Origin of the sequence: Streptomyces sp. NBC_01716, from assembly GCF_036248275.1 — a bacterium.
GTDB lineage: Bacteria > Actinomycetota > Actinomycetes > Streptomycetales > Streptomycetaceae > Streptomyces.
On sequence record NZ_CP109181.1, the window covers coordinates 1,547,370 to 1,566,708 of the forward strand.

Annotated in this window: 18 protein-coding genes and 1 pseudogene; 5 read left to right on the forward strand and 14 right to left on the reverse strand. The window is 69.6% G+C overall.

The genetic code is table 11. From position 1 onward, the window contains the following. Positions 1-2 precede the first annotated feature (2 nt). From hydA to OIE74_RS06625, 6 genes are all read right to left on the reverse strand, one after another. On the reverse strand, positions 3-1,406 hold the full coding sequence (hydA, locus tag OIE74_RS06600; protein WP_329379364.1) for a dihydropyrimidinase: 1,404 nt from the start codon (positions 1,404-1,406) through the stop codon (positions 3-5). A gap of 82 nt (positions 1,407-1,488) precedes the next feature. Next, positions 1,489-2,775: an aspartate aminotransferase family protein gene (locus OIE74_RS06605; protein ID WP_329392195.1), complete on the reverse strand. Its 1,287-nt coding sequence runs from the start codon at positions 2,773-2,775 to the stop codon at positions 1,489-1,491. 107 nt (positions 2,776-2,882) lie between these two features. Further along, on the reverse strand, positions 2,883-3,725 hold the full coding sequence (locus tag OIE74_RS06610) for a nitrilase-related carbon-nitrogen hydrolase (protein WP_329379366.1): 843 nt from the start codon (positions 3,723-3,725) through the stop codon (positions 2,883-2,885). A 207-nt stretch (positions 3,726-3,932) separates the two neighbouring features. After that, positions 3,933-5,495: a hypothetical protein gene (locus OIE74_RS06615; protein WP_329379368.1), complete on the reverse strand. Its 1,563-nt coding sequence runs from the start codon at positions 5,493-5,495 to the stop codon at positions 3,933-3,935. Between the two features lie 226 nt (positions 5,496-5,721). Beyond that, the gene (locus tag OIE74_RS06620) at positions 5,722-6,102 is read right to left on the reverse strand and encodes a PPOX class F420-dependent oxidoreductase (protein WP_329379372.1); all 381 of its coding nucleotides are present in this window, start codon (positions 6,100-6,102) and stop codon (positions 5,722-5,724) included. Between the two features lie 80 nt (positions 6,103-6,182). Beyond that, positions 6,183-6,434 carry a helix-turn-helix domain-containing protein gene (locus OIE74_RS06625; protein ID WP_189106736.1) on the reverse strand — a complete coding sequence of 84 codons (252 nt, stop codon included), beginning with the start codon at positions 6,432-6,434 and terminating at the stop codon, positions 6,183-6,185. 42 nt (positions 6,435-6,476) lie between these two features. On the opposite strand from OIE74_RS06625, the gene map reads away from it, so the two are divergent. After that, on the forward strand, positions 6,477-7,244 hold the full coding sequence (gene map / locus OIE74_RS06630; RefSeq protein ID WP_329379376.1) for a type I methionyl aminopeptidase: 768 nt from the start codon (positions 6,477-6,479) through the stop codon (positions 7,242-7,244). A 128-nt stretch (positions 7,245-7,372) separates the two neighbouring features. Here the strand turns inward: map and ggt are convergent, their stop codons facing one another. Continuing rightward, positions 7,373-9,199: a gamma-glutamyltransferase gene (gene ggt / locus OIE74_RS06635; RefSeq protein ID WP_329379378.1), complete on the reverse strand. Its 1,827-nt coding sequence runs from the start codon at positions 9,197-9,199 to the stop codon at positions 7,373-7,375. Positions 9,200-9,367: 168 nt separating this feature from the next. Between ggt and OIE74_RS06640 the strand changes: the two genes are divergently transcribed. Next, positions 9,368-10,111, forward strand: a complete 744-nt coding sequence (locus tag OIE74_RS06640) for a hypothetical protein (RefSeq protein ID WP_329379380.1) — start codon at positions 9,368-9,370, stop codon at positions 10,109-10,111. A 704-nt stretch (positions 10,112-10,815) separates the two neighbouring features. On the opposite strand, the gene OIE74_RS06645 is transcribed toward OIE74_RS06640, so the two are convergent. From OIE74_RS06645 to OIE74_RS06670, 6 genes are all read right to left on the reverse strand, one after another. Next, the gene (locus OIE74_RS06645; protein WP_329379382.1) at positions 10,816-11,256 is read right to left on the reverse strand and encodes a DUF6278 family protein; all 441 of its coding nucleotides are present in this window, start codon (positions 11,254-11,256) and stop codon (positions 10,816-10,818) included. 112 nt (positions 11,257-11,368) lie between these two features. Next, positions 11,369-12,148 (reverse strand): exodeoxyribonuclease III, encoded by a 780-nt coding sequence (locus OIE74_RS06650; protein WP_329379384.1) that lies wholly within the window; start codon positions 12,146-12,148, stop codon positions 11,369-11,371. 60 nt (positions 12,149-12,208) lie between these two features. Continuing rightward, positions 12,209-12,841 (reverse strand): MBL fold metallo-hydrolase, encoded by a 633-nt coding sequence (locus OIE74_RS06655; protein WP_329379386.1) that lies wholly within the window; start codon positions 12,839-12,841, stop codon positions 12,209-12,211. 129 nt (positions 12,842-12,970) lie between these two features. Next, entirely contained in the window at positions 12,971-14,290 is a 1,320-nt protein-coding gene (gene pcaDC, locus OIE74_RS06660; RefSeq protein WP_329379388.1) for a bifunctional 3-oxoadipate enol-lactonase/4-carboxymuconolactone decarboxylase PcaDC, read from the reverse strand. A 266-nt stretch (positions 14,291-14,556) separates the two neighbouring features. Continuing rightward, positions 14,557-14,844 carry a hypothetical protein gene (locus OIE74_RS06665; protein ID WP_329379390.1) on the reverse strand — a complete coding sequence of 96 codons (288 nt, stop codon included), beginning with the start codon at positions 14,842-14,844 and terminating at the stop codon, positions 14,557-14,559. Between the two features lie 139 nt (positions 14,845-14,983). Further along, positions 14,984-15,334, reverse strand: coding sequence for a hypothetical protein (locus tag OIE74_RS06670; RefSeq protein WP_329379392.1), 351 nt, complete (start codon positions 15,332-15,334; stop codon positions 14,984-14,986). Positions 15,335-15,586: 252 nt separating this feature from the next. Here OIE74_RS06670 and OIE74_RS06675 point away from each other — a divergent pair, with 252 nt between their 5' ends. From OIE74_RS06675 to OIE74_RS06685, 3 genes are all read left to right on the forward strand, one after another. After that, a complete protein-coding gene (locus OIE74_RS06675) occupies positions 15,587-15,877 on the forward strand; it encodes a hypothetical protein (RefSeq protein WP_329379394.1) in 291 nt (96 codons plus the stop codon). A gap of 453 nt (positions 15,878-16,330) precedes the next feature. Further along, positions 16,331-17,398, forward strand: coding sequence for a ParB/RepB/Spo0J family partition protein (locus tag OIE74_RS06680; protein WP_329392196.1), 1,068 nt, complete (start codon positions 16,331-16,333; stop codon positions 17,396-17,398). A 114-nt stretch (positions 17,399-17,512) separates the two neighbouring features. Beyond that, on the forward strand, positions 17,513-18,991 hold the full coding sequence (locus tag OIE74_RS06685) for an amidohydrolase family protein (protein ID WP_329379395.1): 1,479 nt from the start codon (positions 17,513-17,515) through the stop codon (positions 18,989-18,991). A 19-nt stretch (positions 18,992-19,010) separates the two neighbouring features. On the opposite strand, the pseudogene OIE74_RS06690 reads toward OIE74_RS06685, so the two are convergent. Beyond that, positions 19,011-19,157 (reverse strand): annotated as a pseudogene (locus OIE74_RS06690) (IS5/IS1182 family transposase); the annotation flags it as partial. Positions 19,158-19,339: the final 182 nt, after the last annotated feature.

Genomic DNA, 19,339 nt, shown 5'->3' on the forward strand with positions numbered 1-19,339 from the left:
TTTCAGGTGAGGTACTGACAGGTCGAGCGGGGGGTGTAGATGCCGTGCCCCGCACGGCCGGTGTACTTCCGGCCGTCGATGACGACCTCACCGCGCGACAGGACGGTCTCGACCTGCCCGGTGATCCGCTTCCCCTCGTACACCGAGTAGTCGACGTCCATGTGGTGCGTCTCGGCGGACAGGGTCTGTTCGGCGTGCGGGTCGTAGATGACGATGTCGGCGTCGGCGCCGGGCGCGATGGTGCCCTTCTTGGGGTAGAGGCCGAACATCCTGGCCGGGGTCGCGCAGGCGATCTCGATCCAGCGGCGCCGGCTGATGTGCCCCTCGACGACGGCCTGGTGGAGCAGGTCCATCCGGTGCTCCACGCCCGGCAGCCCGTTGGGGATCTTGGAGAAGTCGCCGCGGCCCATCTCCTTCTGCCCGTTGAAGCAGAACGGGCAGTGGTCGGTGGAGACCACCTGGAGATCGTCGGTGCGCAGTCCGCGCCAGAGGGCCGCCTGGTGTTCACGGGGCCTGAGCGGCGTCGAGCAGACGTATTTGGCGCCCTCGAAGTCCGGCTCGGCGAGATTGTCGGTGGACAGGAAGAGGTACTGCGGGCAGGTCTCGCCGAAGACGGGAAGTCCCATGTCGCGGGCCGCCGCCAGCTCCGCGACGGCTTCCTCGGCGGAGACGTGGACGACGTAGAGCGGCGCGTCCGCGACGCGCGCGAGCTGGATCGCGCGGTGCGTCGCCTCGGCCTCCAGCAGGACCTTGCGTACTTCTCCGTGGTAGCGCGGATCGGTGCGTCCGGCGGCCAGCGCCTGCTCCACGAGGACGTCGATCGCGATGCCGTTCTCGGCGTGCATCATGATCAACCCCCCGTTGTGGGAGGCCCGTTGCATGGCGCGCAGGATCTGGCCGTCGTCGCTGTAGAAGACGCCGGGGTAGGCCATGAACAGCTTGAAGGAGGTGATGCCCTCCTGGACGAGGAGGTCCATCTCCTTGAGGGAGTGCTCGTTGACGTCGGCGAGGATCATATGGAAGCCGTAGTCGATCGCGCAGTTGCCGTCCGCCTTCGCGTACCAGGCGTCGAGCCCTTCGCGCAGCGCCTGGCCAGGCGACTGGATGGCGAAGTCGACGACGGTGGTGGTGCCGCCCCACGCGGCGGCGCGGGTGCCGGTCTCGAAGGTGTCGGCGGCGAAGGTCCCGCCGAACGGCATCTCCATGTGCGTGTGGCCGTCGACGCCGCCCGGGATGACGTACTTGCCGGTGGCGTCGATGACCCGGTCGGCGGTCCAACTCGCGGCGACGTCGGAGCCGTTGGAGGCGAGCGCGACGATACGGCCGTCCTCGGTCAGCACGTCGGCGTGGACTTCGTCGGCGGCGGTGATGACCAGACCGCCCCGGACGAGCGTGCGATTACTCATGACATGACCTCCGTGACATGACGGAACGTGAGCGTGAGCGTCGGTGGCGTGGCTGCTGTCCTCGATCGACCGGCGACCAGAACTAGACGCTGTCCAGGGCGCGTTCGAGGATCGCCGCACCCTCCTCCGCCTCGGCGACCGTGAGGGAGAGCGGTGGCGCGATGCGCAGCACGCTGGAGTCGTGGCCGCCGCCCTTGCCGATCAGCAGGCCGCCCTCGCGGGCCGCCTCCGTCACCGCCGCTGCCGCCTCCGGGTTCGCCTCGTCGGTGCCGGGTTTCACCAGCTCGATGCCGATCATCAGCCCCCGTCCGCGTACTTCCCGTACAGCGGGGACCGTGGCCCCCACCGCGCGCAGCCGCTCGATCAGCAGGCCGCCGACGCGGCGCGCGTTGCCGGGGAGGTCGTGTTCCAGGAGGTACGTGAGGTTGGCGACGCCCGCCGCCATCGTGACCGGGCTGCCGCCGAAGGTCGAAATGGAGTTGGTGTCAAGGCAGTTCATGATCTCGGCGCGGGCGACGACACCGCCGACGGACATGCCGTTGCCGATGCCCTTGGCGAAGGTGAGGATGTCCGGCGGGCCGTTGTCGGCGTGCGCCTGCCAGCCCCAGAAGTGCTCGCCGGTACGGCCCCAGCCGGTCTGCACCTCGTCGCTTATCCACAGGATGCCGTGCCGGTCGAGGACTTCGCGGAACGCGGCGTACAGACCGTCGGGCGGTGAGGTGAACCCGCCGACGCCCTGGATCGGTTCGGCGATCAGCGCGGCCGGCGTGCGGGTGTGTCCGAGCAAGTCCTCCAGATCGGCCACGCACGCCGCGATGAACTCGGCGTCGGACAGGTGCGCGTACGGGCCTCTGGTGCGGACGCCGCCGTGCACGTAGAGCGTCTGGAGCGGCGAGAGGCTCGTCGGGGACCAGCCGCTGTTGCCGGTGATGGCCACGGTGGAGAAGGACCGGCCGTGGTAGCTGTTGCGCATCGCCAGGATCTGGTTGGAGCGGCGGTACGCGGTGGCGAGCAGCAGCGCGGTGTCGTTGGCCTCGGTGCCTGAGGTGGTGACGAAGACCCGGGCGTCCGGGATGCCGGAGAGATGGGCGACGCGCTCGGCGAACTCGACCATCGGGCGGTTGAGGTAGAGCGTGGAGGAGTGGATGAGCCGCCCGGCCTGTTCGCTCACCGCCTTGGTGACCTCGGGGAGGGCGTGGGCGGTCATGGTGGTGAGGATGCCGCCGAAGAAGTCGAGATAGCGGTTGCCGTCGGCGTCCCAGACGTGCCGTCCCTCGCCGTGGGTGAGTTCCAGGGGCCGCCGGTAGTAGAGCGCCAGCCAGTCGGGCAGAACGGCGCGGTGCCGGTCGTACAGGTCGGTGGCCGGCAGCTGGACCGGTGCTCGGTGGGACGGGGCGGAAGCGGTGGAACCGGCGGCCGGACCGGCGGCGGCCTGCGCCGCGGACGTACCGGCGGGCGTACCCGCGGGCGCTTCGGTCACGGTTGCACCAGCCCCTCGTACGCGTCCGGGCGGCGGTCCCGGTAGAACGCCCACTGCCGGCGCACCTCGTCGATGACCCCGAAGTCCAGGTCCCTGACGACCAGTTCCTCGGCCTTGTCGCTCGCAGTCTCGCCGACGAACTGGCCGCGCGGGTCGACGAAGTACGACGTCCCGTAGAAGTCGTTGTCGCCGTACTCCTCCTGGCCGACGCGGTTGATCGCGGCGACGAAGTACTCGTTGGCGACGGCGGCGGCGGGCTGCTCCAGCTGCCACAGATAGCTGGAGAGACCGCGCGAGGTGGCCGAGGGGTTGTAGACCAGTTCGGCGCCGTTCAGGCCGAGTTGGCGCCAGCCTTCCGGGAAGTGCCGGTCGTAGCAGATGTATACGCCGATCTTGCCCACTGCGGTGTCGAAGACGGGCCAGCCCGCGTTGCCCGGCTTGAAGTAGTACTTCTCCCAGAAGCCCTTGACCTGCGGGATGTGGTGCTTGCGGTACTTGCCGAGATACGTGCCGTCGGCGTCGATCACGGCCGCGGTGTTGTAGTAGAACCCGGACTGCTCGACCTCGAAGACCGGCACGACGACGACCATTCCGGTCTCCTGCGCGAGGGCCCGCATCCGGGTCACGGTCGGCCCGTCGGGGACCGGTTCGGCCCACCGGTAGTGCTCGGGCTCCTGTACCTGGCAGAAGTAAGGGGCGTTGAACACCTCCTGGAAGCCGATGACCTTGGCGCCTTGCCGGGCCGCCTCGCGGGCGTGGTCCTCATGCTTGGCGATCATGGATTCGGTTTCGCCGGTCCAGGTCGCCTGGACGAGTGCGGCGCGTACGACTCTGGCCACGAGCTGCTCCTTCGGCGGGAAGGTCGGGCTTTGTTCTCGGGCTTTCTACGCCCGTAGATACGGTGCGTAGGAGGAGAACCTAAGCCCGCCGTCCCACCGGGGCAAGACCATCGCTGTCAAGCCGCTGAGTCGATCATGTTTCGCACCCGGCCGGTCCACAGATGGCCGAAGGCGTGTCCGGATGGTCCGTTCCGGACACGTCCGGGATCAGCCGCTGATCCCCGCGCTCCGCAGAGCGCGGGCGAGATCACGCTCGTGGGTGGTGGAGACGCCCCGGGCCGCCTCGATCAGCCGAGGCACCAGCCGGGGCGGGTCCACGGCGGCGATCGACGCCGCGTCCTCGGGCGTACGGGCCCGGACGAAGGCCCCGAGCAGCGCCTGGACCTCCTGGGCGCGGCCCGCGTCGCCGAGGGCGACGACCGCGTGGGCGATGTCCTCGGCGGACCGGGAGACGCCCTGGCGCAGCAGTACGCCGCAGTCCGCGTCGCGGCCGGCCATCGCGAGCGCGCCCGCCGCCGCGGCGAGTCTGTCGGGCGGCAGGGACGACACCTCCCAGAGCACCGATGCCCAGTCGGCGCCCAGTTCGGCGCGGTGCAACTCGGCGGCGAGGAAGGGCAGTTGTTCGGCGGGCCCGGCGGCGGCCTCGTAGATGACGACGTGGGCCTCACCGCTGCGGCCTGCCGCGCGCAGCCCGACGAGCACGGCCACCGTGTCGAGCGCGGCGCGGCGTGCCTCGGACTGCTGCCGGGTCATTCCGGCGTCCGGTCCCTCCTTGCGGTCCCGGTCGGAGCCGGGAGCACCGCCGAAACGGGCGCCGCGGGGCGGCGCGGTGGCGGCGGGCGGGACGAGGGGCGTGGCCGAGGGACCGACGCCTTCGGTGAAGGCGAAGCGCGCGCCCCGTTGCTTGCGCTGCTTGCGGCGCGGGGCGGGCACCTGCGCCATCTCCGGTGAATCGTCCGCGCCAACGGCGGGGTTGGAGCCGGTGTCGCCCGCGTCGCCCGAACCGCGGCGGCTGTCCGCGCCGTTGGCGGAGCCGGCCTCGCCGGCCCGGCCCGGCTCCGGGCGGAACCACTCGTCGGGCATGGCCGGGCGGCCGCGCTCGGGGCGGCCGAAGACCGACTGGTCGTCCGCCGCCGGCTCCTCGGCCCGGTACCACCCGTCGGCGGACGTGGGTCTCGCCTCGGGCGCGGCGTGCGCCGGAGAGGGCGCGCGCGGAGCGGGTGCGCCGTGGCCGGATTCCGCGTCCGCCGGTACGTTCGGCCGGGCGGCGACGGCCGCGAGGCGTTCGCCCAGTTCGGTGCAGCGGGCCGTGGCGCGCGCGTAGTCGTCGCGGACCCAGGCCAGGTCGTATTCGAGCTGATCCGACTCGGGCGAACCCTCGCCGGCCAGCCGGAGGCGGCGCATGACCTCGTCGGCCCGGCCCGCCGCCGCGGCCTGTTCGTGCCGCATCAGCCGCAGCCGCTCGTTGAGCGCGTCGGGGCCGCCGGGGAGGCGGTCGTGCGCGGCGGCGGACGCGGCGTGCAGCCTGCTCGCGCGGGCGGTCTCGCGGTCGACCGGACGGTTCTCGTGGCTGGCGGCGAGATCGTGGAGCAGCGACTCCACCACGTCCCAGGGTGGTACTTCGGCGCCGTCCAGACAGGCCCTGAGCCCCTCGGGGTCGCGCTGCCTGAACACCGCGTACCAGCCGCCGTCCGGGTCGAGGAGCGCCGTCATCCCCCGGAAGTACCGCGCGAATGCCCCGATCTCCGCCGGAAGTTCATGCCTCGTCATCGCTGTCTTTCCCGCCCCTGCCCTGCTGCGCACTGCCGTAAGGGAACCGTCCGGCCCGCCGGCATGAAACCGCAGCCGTGTTACGTGACGGCTACGCGGGGTTGTCGCGCACGGTGCGGTGCGATCACCCAAGTATGGCTTCAGCGGGTGTTCGACGTCACGTTTCCGAGGAAAAAATGTGGTGAGACGTCAAGGTTCTTTCACAAGTCGGCGCGCCGGACACAGGTCAGAAACTGATGGCGATTCCCGTGTGCACGCGCTTGCCGCGCCGTACGAGCGCGGCCGGCCGGGCGACGAGCCAGAACTGCCAGGTGTACTTGCGGGCAAGGAGTTTGTTGATCCGGGCGAGCCCGTCACCCTCCAGCAGCCGGGCCGTCCCCTTGGCGCTCGCCGCGCCCGGCGCGATGCGCCCGCGCACGTCGCAGGCGGTCACGACGACACTGCTGTTGTTCCGTATCCGCTTGATCTTCCAGGCGTCGCTACGGCTGTAGATGAACAACTCACCGCCGTCCACGGCGTGCCAGACCGGAGTGTCGACTCCGGTGCCGTCCTTGCGGTAGGTGGTGAGGCTGACATAGCGGCTGCGTCCGAGTGCGTCGAGAGTCACGACGCCGAGCCTACGCCGTGCGGGCCGGAAGGCCTCCGCGGCGACCGGGATCCGAAACGCTGCCGCCTATACGGCGCCGCTCAGGCGGGCAAGGGCGAGCAGGCCGCGGCGACCTCGTCCATCGACAGCCCCAGCGCCCCGGCGAGTGCCGCGACGGTGAAGAAGGCGGGTGTCGGGGCGCGGCCGGTCTCGATCTTGCGCAGCGTCTCGGGCGAGAGTCCGGCGACGGCCGCGATCTCCACCATGCTGCGCGGTCCGCGCGCCTCGCGGAGCAGCCGGCCCAGCCGCTCGCCGCGCTCGCGCTCTTCGGGGGTCAGGGGGGTGCGTACCATGCCGTCATTGTAATACCGGAAGCAAGCGGTATAGTTATTGGAATGGTAGAGATCAAAACGGACGCGTCCCTGGACGCCATGCGCGTCGCGGGCCGGATCGTCGCACAAGCGCTCACCGCGGTACGGGAGCGGGCCACCATAGGCGTGACCCTGCGGGAGCTGGACCTGGTCGCCCGCGCGGTGCTGACCGAGGCGGCGGCGGGCTCGCCCTTCCTCGGCTACCGCCCCTCCTGGGCGCCGGTGCCCTTCCCGGCCGTCATCTGCGCGTCGGTCAACGACACGATCGTGCACGGCATCCCCGGCGACCACGCGCTGCGCGACGGCGACCTCGTCAGCATCGACTGCGGTGCCTCGGCGGGCGGCTGGGTCGGTGACTCGGCGATCAGCTTCACCGTGGGCCGGGCCCGCCCCGAGGACACCCGGCTCATCGACACGGCCTTCGAGGCTCTGGACGCGGGTATCGCGGCGGCCGTCGTCGGCAACCGCGTCGGCGACATCGCCCACGCGATCGGACGCGTCTGCCGCGCCGCCGGCTACGGGATCCCGGACGGCTTCGGCGGCCACGGCGTCGGCCGCACCATGCACGAGGACCCGGGCGTGCCCAACGAGGGCAGGCCCGGCAGGGGCATGCCGCTGCGCCACGGCATGGTGCTGGCGATCGAGCCGATGCTGATCGCGAGCGGGACCGACGACCACTACACGGCGAGCGACGGCTGGTCGATCCGTACGTCGGACGGCAACCGCGCGGCCCACGCCGAGCACACGGTGGCGATCACGGACGAGGGCCCGCGGATCCTGACACAGCTCTGACCGGGGATTCGCGACCTGGGCCGTGTCTTCGACGCCGCGGGCCAGGCGCTACTTTGAAAACACGGCCCAGGCGCGTACGGCGCCGCCCCTCGCCGGGGCGGCGCCGTACGCGTTCCTCGCCTCGCGCGTTACCGGCGTCCGGCCGGGTGCACCACCATCGCGGAGCCGCCGCCCCTGCGGTCCTTCTCCGCCGCCGCCAGCCAGCGGCCGTCCGGCAGCCGCTGGACGCCGGTCGCCGCGCCGATCTCCGGGTTCCTGGTGAACGCGTGCCCCAGTGCTTCGAGTTGGGCGCGCAACGGGCTGTCGTACAGCCCCGGCTCCAGCTCCGTCGCCACCGCGTTGCGCTGGCTCGCGCGCGGCGCCGCGATCGCGTCGACCAGCGGCAGACCCCGGTCGAGATGACCGGTGAGCGTCTGGAGCACGGTCGTGATGATCGTCGCGCCGCCCGGGGAGCCGAGCGCCAGGACCGGGCGGTCACGCTCGTCGAGCACGATCGTCGGGGAGATGGACGACCTCGGCCGCTTGCCGGGGCCGGGCAGGTTCGGGTCGTGGACGGCCGGGTTCGCCGCGGCGAACGAGAAGTCCGTCAGCTCGTTGTTGAGGAGGAAGCCCCGCCCGGGAACGGTGATGCCACTGCCGCCCGTCGACTCGATCGTCAGTGTGTACGCGACGACGTTGCCCCACTTGTCGGCGGCCGTCAGATGCGTGGTGTTCTCCCCCTCGTACGTCGTGGGCGCCGCCGTACCGCCCGCCGCGCACGCCACCGGCTTCGACGGGTCACCGGGCGCGAGCGGGCTCTTCAGCACCGCGTCGTCCTTGATGAGGCATTCCCGGGAGTCGGCGAAGCGCTGCGACAGCAGGCCCTTGGTGGGGACGTCCTCGAAGGCGGGGTCACCCAGCCAGCGGCCCCGGTCGGCGAAGGCGATGCGGCTCGCCTCGATGAAGCGGTGCAGATATTTCTCCTGCGAGGCGTCCGAGAGGTCCGTGCGCTCCAGGATGTTGAGCGCCTCGCCGACGCTCGTGCCGCCCGAGGAGGACGGCGCCATGCCGTACACGTCGAGCCCTCGGTAGGAGACCTTCGTCGGCGCCTGGCGCTTGGTACGGTACGCCGCCAGGTCCCCGGTCGTCAGATCGCCCGGCCGGACCTTGCGCGTCGCGTCCGGGTCGACGGGCGGGGTGCGGACGGTGCGCACGATGTCGCGGGCGAGGTCGCCCCGGTAGAGCGCGCCGGTGCCGCGCCGGCCCAGCTCCGCGTACGTACGCGCCAGGTCGGGGTTCTTGAACACCGAGCCGGTCACCGGGAGTTCACCGCCGGGCAGGAACAGCTCGGCGCTGGCGGGGAAGTCGGCGAACCGCGCCTGGTTCGAGGCGGTCTGGGAGCGGAACGTCTCGTCGACGGTGAAGCCGTCCTTCGCCAGCCGTTCGGCGGGCTTCAGCAACTCCCGCAGCGAGGCGCTCCCCCAGGAGTCGAGCGCCCTCTCCCAGGTCGCCGGGGTACCGGGCGTACCGACACCGAGTCCGCTCGTCATCCCCTCCGCGAAGGGGATCGGCTTGCCGTCCTCCTGGAAGAGGGTGGCGTCGGCCGACTTGGGGGCGGTCTCGCGGCCGTCGATGGTGTGGACGGAGCGGGACCTGGCGTCGTAGTAGACGAAGTAGCCGCCACCGCCGATGCCGGCGGAGTAGGGCTCGGTGACGCCGAGAGCGGCGGCGGTCGCCACCGCCGCGTCGACGGCGTTGCCGCCGCGCCGCAGCACCTCGATGCCGGCGGCGGAGGCGTCCTTGTCGACGCTCGACACCGCCCCGCCGTAGCCGACGGCGACCGGTGATTTGGCGGGGGTCGTGGTGACCGGGGAGGGTGAGAAGGATGGTGCGGACGGCGGGGCGGCAGCCCCTACCGAGAGCATCGCGGCGGTGAGAGCCACGATCGAGACGTTACGTGCGGCGAGGCGGGGCATCTGTACCTCCGGGGGACGTCCGTCCGGGGAGCGTAACTTCACCACTCGCGCCCCGCCAGAACCACTAGGACCTCCGGCGGATCCTCGCGGACAAGGCCGGGACAGGACCTGGTCCCCAAGCCGGTGCGGGATGTCCGTCGTGGCGCCGTGCCGCTAAAGTGCGCGCCCATGACTGACGACGTACGCAACATCGTTCTCGGGGTGCTCGCCGCCGGTGTCTCCGCCTTCCTCGGCTGGTTCGCCCGTACCTATCTCTGGCGGCGCAAACTCAGGCGGAAGCAGGCGTTCTTCGGGCTGCCCGGCAACTCCGAATGCCTGCTGGTCGTCAACCGGGAGGCGGGCGGGGACGGTGCCGTCCACCGTCATGACGTCTTCGCTCTTCTTGAGATATCCGCGCTGATCAAGGACTGCGGGGCGCACGCCCAGATAGTCCAGCACGACTCGGCGCAGCAGGGGTTCGGCGAGCGGACGGAGTTCTGCCTCGGCGGCCCCGCGTCGAACCGCCGGATGGCCGCCCATCTCTCCTCGCTGCTGCCCGGCGTCAAGATCAACACGGATCCCGATCCTGGCCCGGACCGCGGGGCGTTCCAGATCGGCAGCGAGCGCTACCGGGTCGACCCGGGTGTGGCGGAGTACGTCATCCTGGCGCGGCTGACCGCCGGTCAGGACTCCCGGCCGGTCTTCCTCTTCTGCGGACAGCGGGCCATCACCAACCAGGCGGCCTCGCGCTATCTGGCCAAGCACCACGAGAAGCTGGCGCGCAAGCACGGACGCGACACGTTCTGTCTGCTGCTGAAGGTGGTCAACTCGCAGGCGTACGGCCCCGATGTGGTCGAGCTGGTCGCGGATGTCACCAGGGCGGCGCGGGAGCCCGCACCGGCCGCACGCACCTCGCACCGGGCGTCAAGCTGACGGGGCCCGGCGGGCGGGACCGCGGGAAGGGGCCGGGGGAACGGGGCCGCAGGAACGGGCCTGCGGGAACGGCCGGAAGAAGGGGAGAGCGGCGCCCTCGTCGTGCCTCACGACGACGCGGGCCCGCTCCATGTCGGACACGGCCCCTCCCGGCACGCAGCTGACCTTCTCCCCGGCCACGCCCGACCCATGGTGCCTGTCGGTCCCGCGGCGCGAGAAGTGATCCCCGGCTGCTGCCGGAGGGTCCTCCCGCGAGTGGCGGGAGGCGGGCCATGTCCCTTGAGCTACCGCGCGTCGGGCGGCGGCGGGACCATCCCCGCGTGCGTGGAGCACGGCGGACGCGTACGGACCACCGGGCGGTGCCCGAGACCGTCGCGACATCCGTGGCCTCTGTGGGCAAGACCACCGTCACCATGGGGATGAACGGCAAATCGTAGTCCAGATCCGCCGCGATGAGCTCGCCCGCGTACCCGAACTCCCGGACCGGGAGATCCCGTCGGGGTTGTGTGGATGATTTGTGGATCGTGCTGCGGCTCCCGCCGCGGACTGCCCGTCGGACCGTGGTCGACGGCCATACACTGCCCTCCCCGTTCTCGGCTCTGTCGAGGTCAGCGCAAACTATCCAGCGCACCAAGGGACTTCACGCCCGACACGCATAAATCGGGCATAAGCCGTATTAACGACCAGGTGGCGCGGTCCGCCGGTCAGGCTTCGGACGCTTCCGCGTACACCTGCGACAGTTCGGGCGCGCCACTGACGGCCCAGTCGAGACCGGCCTCCACGACCTGGATCTCCCGGCCGGAGACGAGCCGTACGACGGGATGACCGCCGGGCCAGATGTGCCAGGCCGCCCCCTTGACCGTACGGACGATGACGGTGCCGAGATACAGCCCCGCGTCGTTGCCCAGCCAGGGCAGCTCCTCCGGGTCGTCGCGCCAGCGCGGGGGCAGTTGGTCCAGGGCCTCCAACGAGGCCGGGGAATCGTCCAGTTCGAGTCCGGACTGCGCTGCCCGGACACGCAGCAGCTCGCACTCCGACAGCAGTTCCGCCACGCCCTCCGCGTCATCCCCGACGACGGACGCCTGCGCGGCCCCCTCGTCCGCGCCGTTCTTTTTGCGCCAGTTGTCCAAGAAAGGGATGTTCATACCACTCAGCCTGCCATTTCCCCGTGCCCGCGCACCTCAGGGCACGCGGGCGGTATCAGAGGCAGAATGCCCACGGCCGGACCCGCCGATGCCGACCGCGTCCCCCGGAACATCAGAGGTCGAGATCCACGACGACCGGGGCGTGGTCCGAGGCACCCTTGCCCTTGCGCTCCTCACGGTCGACATAACTGTCCTTGACGGCAGCGGTGAAGGGCCCGTTGCCGTAGACGAGGTCGATTCGCATACCCCGGTTCTTCGGGAACCGGAGTTCACGGTAGTCCCAGAAAGTGTACGGCTGGTCGTACTTGAGCGGACGCGGCATCACATCGGACAGACCACCGTCACGGAGGGCGGCCAGCGCCGCACGCTCGGCGGGTGTCACGTGGGTGGCGCCCTCGAACAGCGCCGGGTCCCACACGTCCTGGTCGGTCGGCGCGACGTTGAAGTCACCGAGGACGGCGAACGGCCTCTCCCCCGCGCTGTCCTCGGCCACCGCCGTGCGCAGCGCCTCCAGCCAGCGCAGCTTGTACGCGTAGTGCTCGTGCGTGACCTCGCGGCCGTTGGGCACGTACACCGACCAGATCCCGACGCCGCCACAGGTCGCCGAGATGGCGCGGGGCTCCTCGACACCCTCGTACTCCGGGCCGCCGGGCAGGCCCTTGACGACATCGTCCAGACCGACGCGGGAGATCAGCGCCACGCCGTTCCATCTCCCCGAGGCGTTGACCTCCGACTCGTAACCCAGCTCGCGCAGGGCGTCGGAGGGGAACTGCTCCAGGGTGCTCTTGGTCTCCTGGACGCACAGCACGTCCGTGCCCGTGCTCTCCAGCCAGGCCAGCAGCCGGGGCAGCCGGGCGGTGATCGAATTGACATTCCAGGTGGCGATGCGCATGCACGACAGCCTATCGGCGGGGTCTGACAGTCACCCTCGCGACCGTCCCTCTTCAGGAGGTCACAGGTCGGTGGACTCGCCGGGGGCGAGCCTGCTGTGCCCGCCGCCCCCGAGGCGGCCGAGCATGCCGTCGTACAGAGGCCGCGCCAGATCGGTGAGCAGCGCGTCGTGGATGTCGAAGGTGCGCCGCGGCTTGACCTCGCGTGCGTAGTCGATCACCTCGGAGATCTTGTTCCAGGGCGCGTGCACGGGGAGCATCAGCGTCTCGACGGACCGGCCGGGGACGGTGAGCGCGTCGCCGGGGTGGAAGAGCGAACCGTCCACGAGATAGCCGACGTTGGTGATCCGCGGGATGTCGGGATGGATCACCGCGTGGAGTTCCCCGTGCACCTCCACGTCGAAGCCGGCCGCCGTGAAGGTGTCGCCGTGGCCCACGGTGTGCACGCGGCCCGGAAAGGCCCCCGACAGCTTGTCCGCGACACTGCGCAGGGTCCAGATCTCGGCCGCCGGGTTGCTTTCGAGGGCGGCCCGCAGCCGGCCTTCCTCGAAGTGGTCGGGGTGCTCGTGCGTGACGAGAACGGCGTCAGCGCCGATCGCCGCGTCCTCCTCACTGAAGACGCCGGGATCGATGACAAGCGTCAGCCCGTCCTTCTCCAGACGGACGCAGGCGTGGGACTTCTTGGTGAGCTTCACCGTGATCACCTCGTGTCGCGGGTTCCTGGGCGGTGTTCCGTACGACACCGGCATCGCACCCTCCCATGGTCGACATCCGCCTCCAGGACGGCAAACGGGCGGGCCGGGGCGCGCTCTCCAGCTGTCGGGCTAGCTGTCGGGCGTGGTCTCCTCCTGGACGACCGCGCCCACGACGCGGAAGGCCGCGGTCGCCGCCGGGAAGCCGCAGTAGACGGCCGCCTGGATGAGTACTTCCTTGATCTCGGAAGGGGTCAGGCCGTTGCGCAGGGCGGCCCTGGTCTCGACGGCGAGCTCGTCCAGGTGACCGCCGGCGACGAGTGCCGTGAGCGTGACGCAGCTGCGGCTGCGGCGGTCCAGGCCCTCCCGGTTCCAGACCTCGCCCCAGGCGTAGCGGGTGAGGAGTTCCTGGAAGTCACCGGCGAAGCCGGCCGTATCGGCCATGACCTGGTCGACATGGGCGTCACCGACGACCTCCCTGCGGATCCGCATGCCCGTCTCGTAGGAATCCGGGCGTACGGCGGCCACGGCCTGCGGCTGCTCGGCGGAGGTGATGGCGGCGACGGGGGAGGTCATCGGCGACAGGGTCGGCGGTCCCGCGGGCGCCCCCGGCCCGGGATAGGTGGCCCAGTCGGGCAGCACCGTCAGACCGGTCGAGGTGTCGGAGGGGTTCTGCCAGGCGGTGGAGAAGTGACGGATGAGGAGGTCCGTGACGGCGGCGGGCTGCTCGACGGGCGCCAGGTGCGAGGCTCCCGGCACCAGGGCGAGCCGGGCGTCCGGTATCCCGGCGACCAGTGTGCGGGCCTCTGCGGGTCCGGTGACCTTGTCCTCGGCGCCGACCAGAACGAGCGTCGGCACGCCGATACGGCCGAGCTCCGCCCGTACGTCGAAGGCGGCGAGAGCCTCGCACGCGGCGATGTAGCACCCCGGGTCGGTCGTACGGACCATCTGGACCGCCCATTCGACGATCGCGGGCTGAGCGGCGGCGAAGCCGGCCGTGAACCAGCGCTCGGGCGCCGAGCGGGCCATCGGGTCGAGACCGTTCGTACGGACGATGACCCCGCGCTGGCGGAACTCGTCCGCCGTACCGAACCGCGGCGATGACGCCACGAGCGCGAGCGAGGCGACCCGGTCGGGGCGGCGCAGCGCCAGCTCCGCGCCGATCGCGCCGCCGATGGAGCAGCCGGCGTAGCCGAAGCGCTGCACGCCGAGTCCGTCGAGCGTAGCCAGGAGCCGGTCCGCGAGCTCGGGTACGCCGGTGGCGGGGTGGGCGGGCGCGCCGCCGTGGCCGGGCAGGTCGAACCGGACCACCCGCCAGTGCTTGGCCAGTTCCGGCGTCTGTCTGTCCCACATGTGCCATGTGGTACCGAGAGAGGGACCCAAGATCAGAGTCGGGGCGTCTTCTGGCCCGTCAACGCGGTATTGCAAGGTTCTGGTCGTCGTCTCGCTCACCCGCTCACGCTCCCATATCTCACAATCTCACGACCGGGCGGTGTCCCGCCCACCGAGCCAACGTGTGAAGAAGGACGCCCGAGCGTCGTACAGGCGCACCTGACGGAGCCCTGGCAACTCCATGATCCGGTAGGCCCGTCGGCGGAGTTGCTTGATGTTCCGAGCTTCCCCAATCTCGTCCACTGGTGCAGCGCCGCATTGATCTTGCGAGGGTCTGACCTCGTCGTCAGCAAGCGACGGTGCTGCTGACGGCGGACAGTGACGTGTCAGTTCTTGACGAGCACGGTCCCAAGGGCGGATAGCGCGGAGTTGACCTCAGCGGTGTCGAAGGCTGCGGGGTCGAACTGGTCTGCGGAGTCGAGGCCCAGCCGCTCCAGGCGGTCTTCGTGTTCTTCGTGGTGGAGGTCGGCAAGGATCTCGATGAGGATGCCGTATCGGTCCCGTCCGCGAGGCCGGCTTCGCAGTCCTACTGTTCGCCATGGCGGCCATCCTGCCCTCCCCATGCCCGCCGTGTTCCGGCAGGACGTCTGCCACTGCCCCACGACAATGATCATCGCGATTCGGTGCTCCTACACGGTCTCCGGGGCCGTTCGAGGCTGCGGCAGCGGCCAACCGCTGCGCGTAGAGTCGCGACGGCACGTGCCCGGCGGGACAGCAGGACCTCCGCGCCCGCCTCTCCGTCGCAGCGCGAGATCAGGTGAACACCGATTCCTCCCGCAGCACCCCATCCTTGGCATGCACGTCGAGCAGCTGGCGGGCCTCGGTCTCGAACGCCTCGTGTCGGTCCGCGAAGAGTTCGGGCCGGGCGAAGGAGGTGCTGCGGAGGTAGCCGACGACCGTCTCGGGTGTCCACGCGCGGGCCGCGGGGAAACGGTGTTCGCGCAACGCGCCGGTCCACTCGGCGTCGTGGGTCCAGAGGCTTCCGTCACCCGTGATCGCCACGGTGGCGTGCGGCGCGGTCGGCCGCGCCAGGAGCGTCAGGGCCCCGAACGCGGGGATGACCAGCGGTCCCGGCCGGAGCATGGAGAACTCCGTGCTGGGCATGGCAGACGACGGTGGACCGGAGCTTTTGTGGGGCGAACAACCGGCAGATTCAGTGCCGGGGCCGGACTACTGTGCCCCACATCCACCGGCGGGTGATCAAGCAGTCCACGCGCGCCGAGGACCAACGGGGAGGAACGGCGTGCTCACTGTCAGGAATGCGGAACTGGAAGCGCAGCACCGAGGATGGCTGGTCCTCGCGAGAACCGTCGGCACGCCCACCGCGCCCAGATCGGTGTTGGGAGGAGTGCGGTGATGGTGCGTGTCCTGGTTGTCGATGAACAGGCGCTGTTTCGCGCCGGCATCAGGCACCTCCTGGCGGACGCGGACGGCTTTGAAACGGTGAGCCAGGTGGAGTCGACCGAGCGCGTGCTGCGCACGCGGAGCGCGGCGAACGGAGCTCAGCACAGCCGGGACGACGACGACTCGGTGGTGGCGGCCATGCGGGCCGGGGCGAGCGGCTACATCACCAAGCGGAACTCCGAACGGGAGTCGTTGCGCGTCATCAGATCGTCGCCGAGGGCGGCGCCGTGTCCAGCGTGGTGATCGCGAGGCGGCTGGGCGAGTACTTCTCGGAACCGTACGCGGTGTCGTACCGGTCGGCGTTCCCACAGCTGACGGGACGTGAGACGCAGGTACTCGACCTGCTCGCGCGCGACTGGAACAACGGCCGGATCGCGATGCCGTCCGCATCCTGGCCGCCAACCCGGAGCAGTGGCGCCGGCTGCGCGCGGGCGAGGTCACGGAGACCGCCCGCGCCATCCGCCCCCCACCTGCCGGTGAACCGGCCACGATTGAGAATTGCGCCTCCGCTGCGCGCCCGAATGTGACTGCCCGGGCGTGAGAGGCCATTTCACTGACGCCTTGCTTCAGTGAACTAAGAATCCACTGGTTCGTGCGTGGATCGGTGCATGTATACGTCGTGAGGTGGAGAGCTGTGCAACTGCCTTGCGGAGGTCAATCAACGAGGGGATTACAGTCTTGAATCAAGTGGATGCGATGTCTATATCAGCTCTCTACGAAGAATCGATGGCCCCTTCCAGCGGTGTCGCGATCGACGGCCTTCCCGCAGGGCGGGGGCCCTGGGTTCTTCCACTGGCCAGCCTCGCGCTGGGGCGATCTCCACGCCTGGGAGGAAGGGACGAGGAGCACGTCGCGCGCCTCGCGGAGGTCGATGGCGAACTCCCTCCGATCCTCGTGGACCGGCGAACGATGGAAGTGGTCGACGGGGCCCATCGATTCATGGCCGCGATACTCAACGGGAAAGAAACCATCAATGTTGAGTTCTTCGACGGAACCGCTGAGGACGCATTCCTCTACGCCGTCGAGGCGAATGTGAAGCATGGCCTCCCGCTGTCGCGCGCCGACCGGCGCGCGGCTGCGGCAGGCATCATAGCGTCGCACCCTGAGATGTCCGATCGGGCGATCGCCGAGGTCGTCGGCATGGCGGCCAAGATCGTCGCGGAGATACGGCACATGGCTCAGGACGTGCCGTCGATGCCGACCGCTCGAGTGGGGCGAGACGGCAGAACCCGGCCGTTGAGCACTTTGGAAGGTCGACTCAAGGCCGCCAAGATGCTGGCGGACCAACCGCAGTCATCGCTGCGAGAGGTGGCCAAGATCTCTGGGATATCGCCGAACACGGTGGCCGACGTGCGCGATCGCTTGGCACGCGGCGAAGATCCGATACCGGTACCGTACGCGTTCGACGGAGGCCGCCGGTCGGACTCCGGCGTGTCTCCGGCCAGGCGCCGCTCGGAGTCTCGCCCGCTGCGGGCCTCGCTGTCGACGGTGGCGGATCCGGTCAGCATCGTCACCAAGCTCGCCCGCGATCCTTCCATGCGCCACCAGCAGGCCGGACGCCGGCTTCTCCAATTGTTGCAGGCGAACGCATCAGGCCTGCTGGAACCGGCCTCTCTCGCCTCGGCCGTGCCTTCACACAGTACGTCCATGATGATTCAACTCGCGCGGCAGTACGCGCAGTTGTGGGGCGACTTCGCTCAGGAGTTGGAAGGGTCCGCCCGTTTCATATCCGAAAGCAGAACCCGGGACGTGTCCGTGCTCTGAAGCCCTGGCGGCTTTCAAGGCCTGCCCCGCATGGGCTCAAGGCCAGTGAGGGGCGAAGCGCCGGATGGCGCGACATCGAGGCAAACATAGATCTCCGATGCCCCGCATCGGCCGATGGCAATTCAGACTGACTCCGACATGGCATGGGGAATGGGTGCGAATCCGATGACTGAACGGTCCAACCGCCTGCATCCGACGATGTCTTCAAAGGGGGCTGCCCCTCTTCGTCAGCCGGATGCGGGTTTGCTGATTCGCGGCAAGTACGTCCTGACAGCGTCCGAACCCGAGATGATTTCAGACGGTGCCGTGCGCGTGGTGGGTGACACGATCCGAGACGTCGGGTCGTTCGCCGATCTGTCCAGCAGGTTTCCTTCTTGTGCCGTTCTCGGCGGGCCCAACGATATCGTCGCCCCTGGATTCATCAACACTCACGGGCACTTCTCCGAAGCCCTCGTGACGGGAATCGGGGAGAACTTCGCTCTCGGTGACTGGCTTCGAGGCCTGATCGACGCCGTCGCCCCCCACCTCGACCGGGAAAGCGCCTTCATCAGTACGCTGCTCGGCGGTGTTCAGATGCTGAGGACCGGGATCACGCTGACGAACGACATGTTCGTCAGCGACCCGAGGACGACTTCCGTCACGCCTGGAGTCGTCCAGGGCCTCGAGGAACTGGGCCTGAAGGGCATCGTCTCCTATGGCGCGAGTGATCGGCGGCCAGGGACTCCCGTGGAAGACGTGTTCGCCGAACATGCTGCGCTGCGTGAGGCCGCGGCTGCCAGCACGCTGTGTCGGTTCCGCGTCGGTATCGCGACGGTGGCTGCGCAATCCCCTTCGATGTTTGCACGGTCGGTTGATTTCGCATCGTCGAATGCAGACGGAATCCACATCCACCTTCATGAGTCACGAGAGGAGATCGAGTTCATCCAAGAGTCCCGACATACAAGCCCGATTGCGTACTGCGCGCAGAACGGGCTGTTCGCGTCGCCGACACTCGCAGCACACTGCGTCTGGCTCGGGGACGCTGACATCCGTCTCTTGGCGTCGCACGGCGTCGGCGTAGCATATAACCCGGTATCGAACATGATCCTTGCGTCGGGGGTGTGCCCGGTCTCACGGCTGCGCGGTAGTGGGATCAATGTCGGGATCGGCGTTGACGGCCCGGCCAGTAACGACCGCCAGGACATGTTGGAAGCGATCAAGACCGGCGTTCTCCTCCAACGACTGGATCAGCTCGACCCTGCTGCTCTGTCCGCGCGTGAGGCCTTCCGTATGGCGACTATCGAAGGTGCCGCCGCGCTGCACCTCGATACCGCGGTCGGTTCATTGGAACCCGGAAAGGCCGCCGACCTGGTTGTCTTCGACGGCGGCTCGCCAGCCCTCGCCAATGTCCACGACCCGTTCCAGACGATCGTCTACTGCGCGGGGCCTCGCGAGGTGAAAGACGTCTGGGTGGCGGGACGGCGAAGGGTCGCCGACGGCGAACTGCTGGGCGTTGACGTGCCCGCGCTGGTGCGCGAATCGCGCAAGCTGGCTCACTGCCTGGCTCAGCGGGCTGGCCTCGGGGCACTGTCGTTGCTCGCGACATCGGACTGAGATCCAGCCGATATTCCGCTCGCTTCCAGCCCACGGTCTTCGTGGCGGCATCGGTTCCCTGGCTGGTCGCGGGCACGTCGGTGGACGTCTTGTCGATGACGGAGGCTGTCGGCTCAGGCTTCCGTCCTGCCTTCACCAGGGCCGGAGCGGTGAGGTCGTAGTTGATGTTGGGCGAAGATTCCTTAGCGGGTGATACGTGCGGCGGGGCTTGCGCCCCGCAGAGCGGCGTACTTCACAAGGTGTGTACCACCCTCGGCCTGTGTAAACGCCCTCTGAGGCCGCGATGGCCACGAACCTGAGCCCGCGGCCTGCCCACTCGATTCCCGGGTCGAGGCCGTTGAGCACCAC